Origin of the sequence: Kitasatospora sp. NPDC093558, from assembly GCF_040683475.1 — a bacterium.
Classification (GTDB): Bacteria; Actinomycetota; Actinomycetes; order Streptomycetales; family Streptomycetaceae; genus Kitasatospora.
Map to the genome: position 1 here is coordinate 1 of NZ_JBFBDY010000402.1, position 5,784 is coordinate 5,784.

General features: G+C 74.1%; 7 protein-coding genes and 1 pseudogene. 5 read left to right on the forward strand and 3 right to left on the reverse strand.

Annotated features, from left to right (window positions below):
- Positions 1–483: VOC family protein (locus tag AB0O00_RS27480; protein ID WP_363656169.1), on the forward strand; the 483-nt coding region annotated here is incomplete at its 5' end.
- Here the strand turns inward: AB0O00_RS27480 and AB0O00_RS27485 are convergent.
- Both AB0O00_RS27485 and AB0O00_RS27490 read right to left on the reverse strand, forming a co-directional pair.
- Positions 467–943 carry a hemerythrin domain-containing protein gene (locus AB0O00_RS27485; RefSeq protein ID WP_363656171.1) on the reverse strand — a complete coding sequence of 159 codons (477 nt, stop codon included), beginning with the start codon at positions 941–943 and terminating at the stop codon, positions 467–469. The genes AB0O00_RS27480 and AB0O00_RS27485 overlap by 17 nt on opposite strands.
- Positions 944–1,026: 83 nt before the next feature.
- Entirely contained in the window at positions 1,027–1,635 is a 609-nt protein-coding gene (locus AB0O00_RS27490; protein WP_363656173.1) for a TIGR03086 family metal-binding protein, read from the reverse strand.
- Positions 1,636–1,834: 199 nt separating this feature from the next.
- Here AB0O00_RS27490 and AB0O00_RS27495 point away from each other — a divergent pair, with 199 nt between their 5' ends.
- Positions 1,835–2,401 (forward strand): DoxX family protein, encoded by a 567-nt coding sequence (locus AB0O00_RS27495; protein ID WP_363656175.1) that lies wholly within the window; start codon positions 1,835–1,837, stop codon positions 2,399–2,401.
- Positions 2,402–2,469: 68 nt separating this feature from the next.
- Here AB0O00_RS27495 and AB0O00_RS27500 read toward each other — a convergent pair whose 3' ends face one another.
- Entirely contained in the window at positions 2,470–3,231 is a 762-nt protein-coding gene (locus AB0O00_RS27500; protein ID WP_363656177.1) for a protein phosphatase 2C domain-containing protein, read from the reverse strand.
- Positions 3,232–3,417: 186 nt separating this feature from the next.
- On the opposite strand from AB0O00_RS27500, the gene AB0O00_RS27505 reads away from it, so the two are divergent.
- The 3 genes and pseudogenes from AB0O00_RS27505 to AB0O00_RS27515 all read left to right on the forward strand — a co-directional run.
- Complete coding sequence (locus tag AB0O00_RS27505; RefSeq protein WP_363656179.1) at positions 3,418–4,464, forward strand: Dyp-type peroxidase; 1,047 nt, start codon at positions 3,418–3,420, stop codon at positions 4,462–4,464.
- Positions 4,465–4,494: 30 nt separating this feature from the next.
- Positions 4,495–5,340 carry a family 1 encapsulin nanocompartment shell protein gene (locus AB0O00_RS27510; protein ID WP_363656181.1) on the forward strand — a complete coding sequence of 282 codons (846 nt, stop codon included), beginning with the start codon at positions 4,495–4,497 and terminating at the stop codon, positions 5,338–5,340.
- A gap of 196 nt (positions 5,341–5,536) precedes the next feature.
- Positions 5,537–5,784, forward strand: a pseudogene (locus AB0O00_RS27515) (electron transfer flavoprotein subunit beta); the annotation flags it as partial.

The window sequence follows — 5,784 nt, forward strand, 5'->3', positions numbered from 1 at the left end:
GGGCCGCTCGCCTTCGACGTCGGGCGGATCGCGTTCGCGGCGGACCCGGCCGGCGCCGCGTTCGGCATCTGGGAGGGCCCGCTGGGCCGCGCCCGGCGGCTGGACCTGCCGGGCGCCCCGGTCTGGATCGAGCTGCGCACCCCGGACCCGTTCGCGGCGGCCCTGTTCTACGGCGAGGTGTTCCGCTGGGACGGCCGCGACCCTGAGCGGTTCGACGTGCGCTGGGAGCACGACCGGGTGGTGCTGCGGGCGGAGGGCCACAGCGTCGCGGCGCTCGCGAAGGAGCAGGCGGGCGGCCCGGCGGGGGCGCCGCCGCACTGGGAGGTGTCGTTCTCCGTCGCGGACACCGACCGGGCGATCGTGGTGGCCGAGCGGCTGGGCGGTGCGGCGCTCGGGCCCGCGTTCGACTCCCCGTACGGACGGGTGGCGCGCCTCCAGGACCCGGAGGGCGGCCGGTTCGCGGTGATCAGCTCGAAGAGCTAGCCGGGCCGGCCTCGGCGATCTCCTCGCGGTCGGCCCGCAGCCGGTCGCCGAGCGCCGCTCGGGCCGAGGCGGGCAGGGCCTTGCGGGCGGCGGGGAACAGGTTCTTCTCCTCGGCCGTGTGGTGCCGCCGGACGGTGTCGGTGAGCCCGGTGAGGAGGGTGGCGAAGGCCGGGTCGGTGGGGGAGAGCCCCTGCAGGTCGGAGAGGTACTGCCCGATCGCCAGGTGGTCGTGGATGCTGCTGAAGACCAGCGCCCCGCCGTCGGGCACGTCGTGCTGGACGATCGGGAAGAGGTGCTCCTCCTCGGCGGCGCAGTGGGTGAACAGCAGGTCGGTGAGCGTCGCCAGCAGGTCGGAGCGCTCGGCGGTGCCGTCGGGCGCGGACTCGATCCGGGTGAGCAGCTCGGCGATCGCCTGGTGGTCGGCGGTGAACTCGCCGAGGATGTCCGGCCTGCGAACCATGGCACGCCCGCCTCTCGCACGGAAACGTCCCCCCGCTGCTTCCAGTGTCCGGCATCGGCCGGCGTGGACGGCGAATCAGCAGGTCAGTGGCCCTCTCGGGGCCGGTCGCGGCGTCCGGTGAGGGCGAGCAGGCGGGTCTGCGGGCTCGCGTCGTCCGGGACGGGGACTGGCGGTGCGAAGACGCCGGTGGCCGACAGGTCGCCGTAGCCGCCGACGGCGTCGAGGGTGTAGTCGACGAGGGCGGCGGGGAGCCGGGTGTGGTGCCCGATGCCCTCGGCGAGGTCCCAGGCGTGGATGACGAGGTCGACGGTGATCTGGTCGAGGTAGTACTGGCCGGTGACGTCCCCGAACGACAGGTGGACGGTGAGCTCGGTGGCGCCGGGGACGGCGAAGGCGTGCCGGGCGGCGTCGGCGGCGGCCGTCCACGCGGCGACCGGGTCGTCGCCGAGGACGTCGCCGTCGAAGCGGCCGCCGACCTCGGCGATGGTGGCGCCCATCAGCAGTTCGGGGACCCAGAGCTGCTCGCCGGCGAGGTGGTTGACGAGGTCGCGGACCGACCAGTCGGTGCAGGGGGTGGGGGCGTCCCACTGGCCGGGGGCGATCAGCCGCACCCGTTCGCCGAAGGCGGCGAGCGCCTCGGGGTAGGGCGTGCCGGGCATCGTGGCCAGTTCGTCGTGCGCGCGTTCAGCCATGTCTCCACCCTGCCCCGCGCGGTGCCGGGTCCGCGAGTTGTCGGCACGCCGTCAGTTGTTCAAATTCGAACTCCACGGTACGGTCGGGGAGCGGCCGGTTCAAAGTTCAACAAAGCAAGGTTCGACCGAGCGGGGTGTCCGAGCACGGCCGCACACCACACCCACCCCGCGATCAACCCCCCCAACGATGGAGACGCGCATGCCGAGCAGCAGCCCGAGCACGACCGCCCCCACCACGTCCACCCGTCCGAACCGGGCCTCCGGACCGACGGAGACCTCCCCGCACGCCTACGACGCCGGACTCCTGCTCCTGCGCCTCGTGCTCGGCCTGACCATGGCCGCGCACGGCAGCCAGAAGCTGTTCGGCTGGTTCGGCGGCGGCGGGATCGACGGCACCGGCCAGTTCTTCACCGCGAGCGGCTACCCGGCGGGCAATGCCATGGCCGTCGTCGCGGGCCTCACCGAGACGGCGGGCGGCCTCGCGCTCGCGATCGGCCTGCTCACCCCGCTGGCCGGCGCCGCGGTCCTCGGCACGATGGTCAACGCGATCGCCGTCACCTGGGGCGGCGGCTTCTTCCTGCCGAAGGGCAACGAGTACGAGCTGCTGCTCACGGCCGGCGCCGCCGCGCTCGCCCTGACCGGCCCGGGCCGCTACGCCGTGGACCGCTTCCTGCCGGTGGTGCGGGCGCACCGCCTGGCGTACGGCGCGGCCGCCGTCGTGGTCGGCCTGGTGACCGCGGGGGCGATCCTGCTGCTCCGCAAGTAGGCGTCAACACAGCGTCAACACCCTTGCAGCGAGGCCATGGTGACGAATCATCGCCATGGCCTCGCCGGTCACCCGCCGATCCGCACCAGCGCCAGCGTGATGTTGTCCGGCCCGCCCGCCTCGATCGCTGCCCGCCACAGCTCGAACGCCGCCTTCCCGTCCGACCGGTCCGAGTCCTCGGACACCCGGGAGAGCAGCTCGGCGAGCTCCTCCTCGGGCACCGGGTCGGTCAGCCCGTCGCTGCACACCAGGTAGCGGTCGCCGGCGGCGAGCGGGGCCGTGCGCACGTGCGGTTCGACGAAGGTCAGGCCGAGCGAGCCGCCCAGCGTCTGGGTGACCATCGACGTGGTGCGCCGGCCGGGCGGCAGCGGCGGGCTGTCGTCCACGCTCACCAGGCGCAGCCCGTCCGCGGTGACCCGGTAGACCCGGCTGTCGCCGACGTTGAACACCACCGCCCGCTCGGGCAGCAGCACCAGGCCGGCCACCGTCGTGCCCATCGCGGCCAGGTCCGGCTCCTCGGCGGCGGCCGCGAAGACGGCGCGGTTGCAGTCCTGGAGCTCCTCGCGGACCGCCTCCTCGCCGTCCAGTCCGGGGCCGTCCGCGGCGAGCCGGCGGGCCACCAGGGCGCTCGCCACCTCGCCGCCTGGGTGGCCGCCGAGGCCGTCGGCGACCGCGACGACGCAGGGCGGGCCGACCGGGAAGAGCAGGGTCTGCGGGTTGGTGGTCACCGTGGCGCAGAGCGTCCACGGCCCGACCGTGAGGCTGTCCTCGTTGTGCTCGCGCACCAGGCCCTCGTGGCTCAGCGCGCTCACCGCGATGTACGGCGCCATCGGTTCGCCGCCCTTCGGGAGCTCTCACCCCATTGTCGGGGGGACCGGCAGCCCGGCGCGAAAGCGGGGACGGCGACAGGTTGAAGGTTCGACGACCGCCCCTGCGTCCGGCTGCGCGCTGCCCGCGCCGATCCACCCGCTCTGCGGTGTAATCGTACGACTGCCCAGAGTGTGAATGATCAGCAAATGATTAGTTTTGTCCCTTCCCGACGCCCCCTCCGGAGGGAACCGCCCGTGGAGCCCGAGCCGCAAGCCGTCCTGTCCCCGCTGACCAGTGCGGCCGTCTTCCTGGTGCTCGCCGTGCAGCCCGGCGGCGAGGACACCGTCCGCGCCCTGCTGCCCGACCTCGCCGGGCTGCGCCGTTCGGTCGGCTTCCGCGCCCCCGAGGGCGGCCTGACCTGCGTCACCGGCATCGGCTCGGACGCCTGGGACCGGCTCTTCGCGGGCCCGCGGCCGGCCGCGCTGCACCCGTTCCGCGAGGTGGCCGGCCCCCGTCACCGGGCCCCGGCCACCCCCGGGGACCTCCTGCTCCACGTGCGCGCCGAGCGGATGGACCTCTGCTTCGAGCTCGCCGCCCGGCTCACCGACCGCCTCGCCGGTGCCGCCACCGTCGTCGAGTCCGTCCAGGGCTTCCAGTACTTCGACGACCGGGACCTGCTCGGCTTCGTCGACGGCACCGAGAACCCCGAGGGCCGCGCCGCCGAGGCCGCCGCGCTGGTCGGCGACGAGGACCCGGGCTTCGCCGGCGGCAGCTACGCCGTCGTCCAGAAGTACCTGCACGACCTCGACAAGTGGAACGCGCTGAGCACCGAGGAGCAGGAGGGGGCGGTCGGGCGCACCAAGCTCGGCGACATCGAGCTCGCCGACGACGTGAAGCCCGCCGACGCGCACGTCGCGCTCACCGTCGTCACCGGGCCGGACGGCGGGGAGCGGCAGATCGTCCGCTTCAACATGCCGTTCGGCTCCTTCGACCGCGGCGGCGAGTACGGCACCTACTTCATCGGCTACGCGCGCACCCCCGAGGTGACCGAGGAGATGCTGCGCAACATGTTCGTCGGCCGCCCGCCCGGCACTACCGACCGGCTCCTCGACTTCTCCACCGCCGTCACCGGCTCGCTGTTCTTCGTCCCGACCGCCGACTTCCTCGACGCCCCTCCGCCCCCGCCGCCCGTCCCGGCCGCCGTCCGGGGGGACGGCTCGCTCGGCATCGGCAGCCTCAAGCGGACCCCCTGACAAGGACCCCCTGACAAGGACCCCCGCACCATGGACAACCTGCACCGGGACCTCGCCCCCGTCTCCGCCGCCGCCTGGGCCGAGATCGAGGAGGAGGCCCGCCAGACCTTCAGGCTGCACATCGCCGGCCGCCGCGTCGTCGACCTGCGCGGCCCCGAGGGCGCCGGGCTGGCCGCCGTCGGCACCGGCCACCTCACCGGCATCGACCCGCCCGCCGCGGGCGTCCTGGCGCACGCCCGCGAGGCCCGGCCGGTGGTCGAGCTCCGCGTCCCGTTCACCCTCGCGCGCGAGGCCGTCGACGACGTCGAGCGCGGCGCCCGCGACTCCGACTGGCAGCCCGTCAAGGACGCCGCCCGCACCCTCGCCCTCGCCGAGGACCGTGCCGTCTTCGAGGGCTACCGGGCCGCCGCCATCGAGGGCATCCGTGCCGCCGCCACCAACCCGCCCGTCCCGCTCCCGGCCGACGTCCGCGACTACCCCAACGCCGTCAGCCGCGCCCTCACCGCCCTGCGCCTCGCGGGCGTCGGCGGCCCGTACTCGCTGCTCCTCGGCGCGGACGCCTTCACCGCCGTCAACGAGACCAGCGACCACGGCTACCCGGTCCACAACCACCTCGCCCGGCTCCTGGACGGCGACATCATCTGGGCCCCCGCGATCGAGGGCGCGTTCCTGCTCTCCACCCGCGGCGGCGACTTCGGGCTCGTCCTCGGCCAGGACGTCTCGGTCGGCTACCTCTCGCACGACGCCGGGGCCGTCCGGCTGTACCTGCAGGAGTCGCTCACCTTCCGCGTCCACACCGGCGAGGCCGCCGTCGCCCTGGGCGGACCGGCGCCGCAGGACGGCCCGCGGGCCCCGGGCCACCGGGAAGGGTACTGAGTTCCTTTACGAGGGGTACTGAGTGCCGTATTGTCGTGCCGGAGCCTCTGACGCCAGTCGAAGAGAGCCGACACGGCATGCCGGTCCAGGTGGCGCCTGCGACGCGCACGGCGCGGCCGGGCCGGGATTGGCACTCAGTACCCTCGGCATGACCTGAGGCCATGGATCCAGTGCACCCGTGACAGGAGAACCGCTCATGAGCTTGAGGATCGTCGTCTGCGTGAAGTACGTCCCGGACGCGACGGGCGACCGCCGCTTCGCGGACGACCACACCACCGACCGGGACGGCGTCGACGGCCTCCTGTCGGAGCTGGACGAGTACGGCGTGGAGCAGGCGCTGCGGATCGCCGAGGCGAACGAGGGTGCCGAGGTCACGGTGCTGACGGTGGGCCCGGACGACGCGAAGGACGCGCTGCGCAAGGCGCTGTCGATGGGTGCGGACAA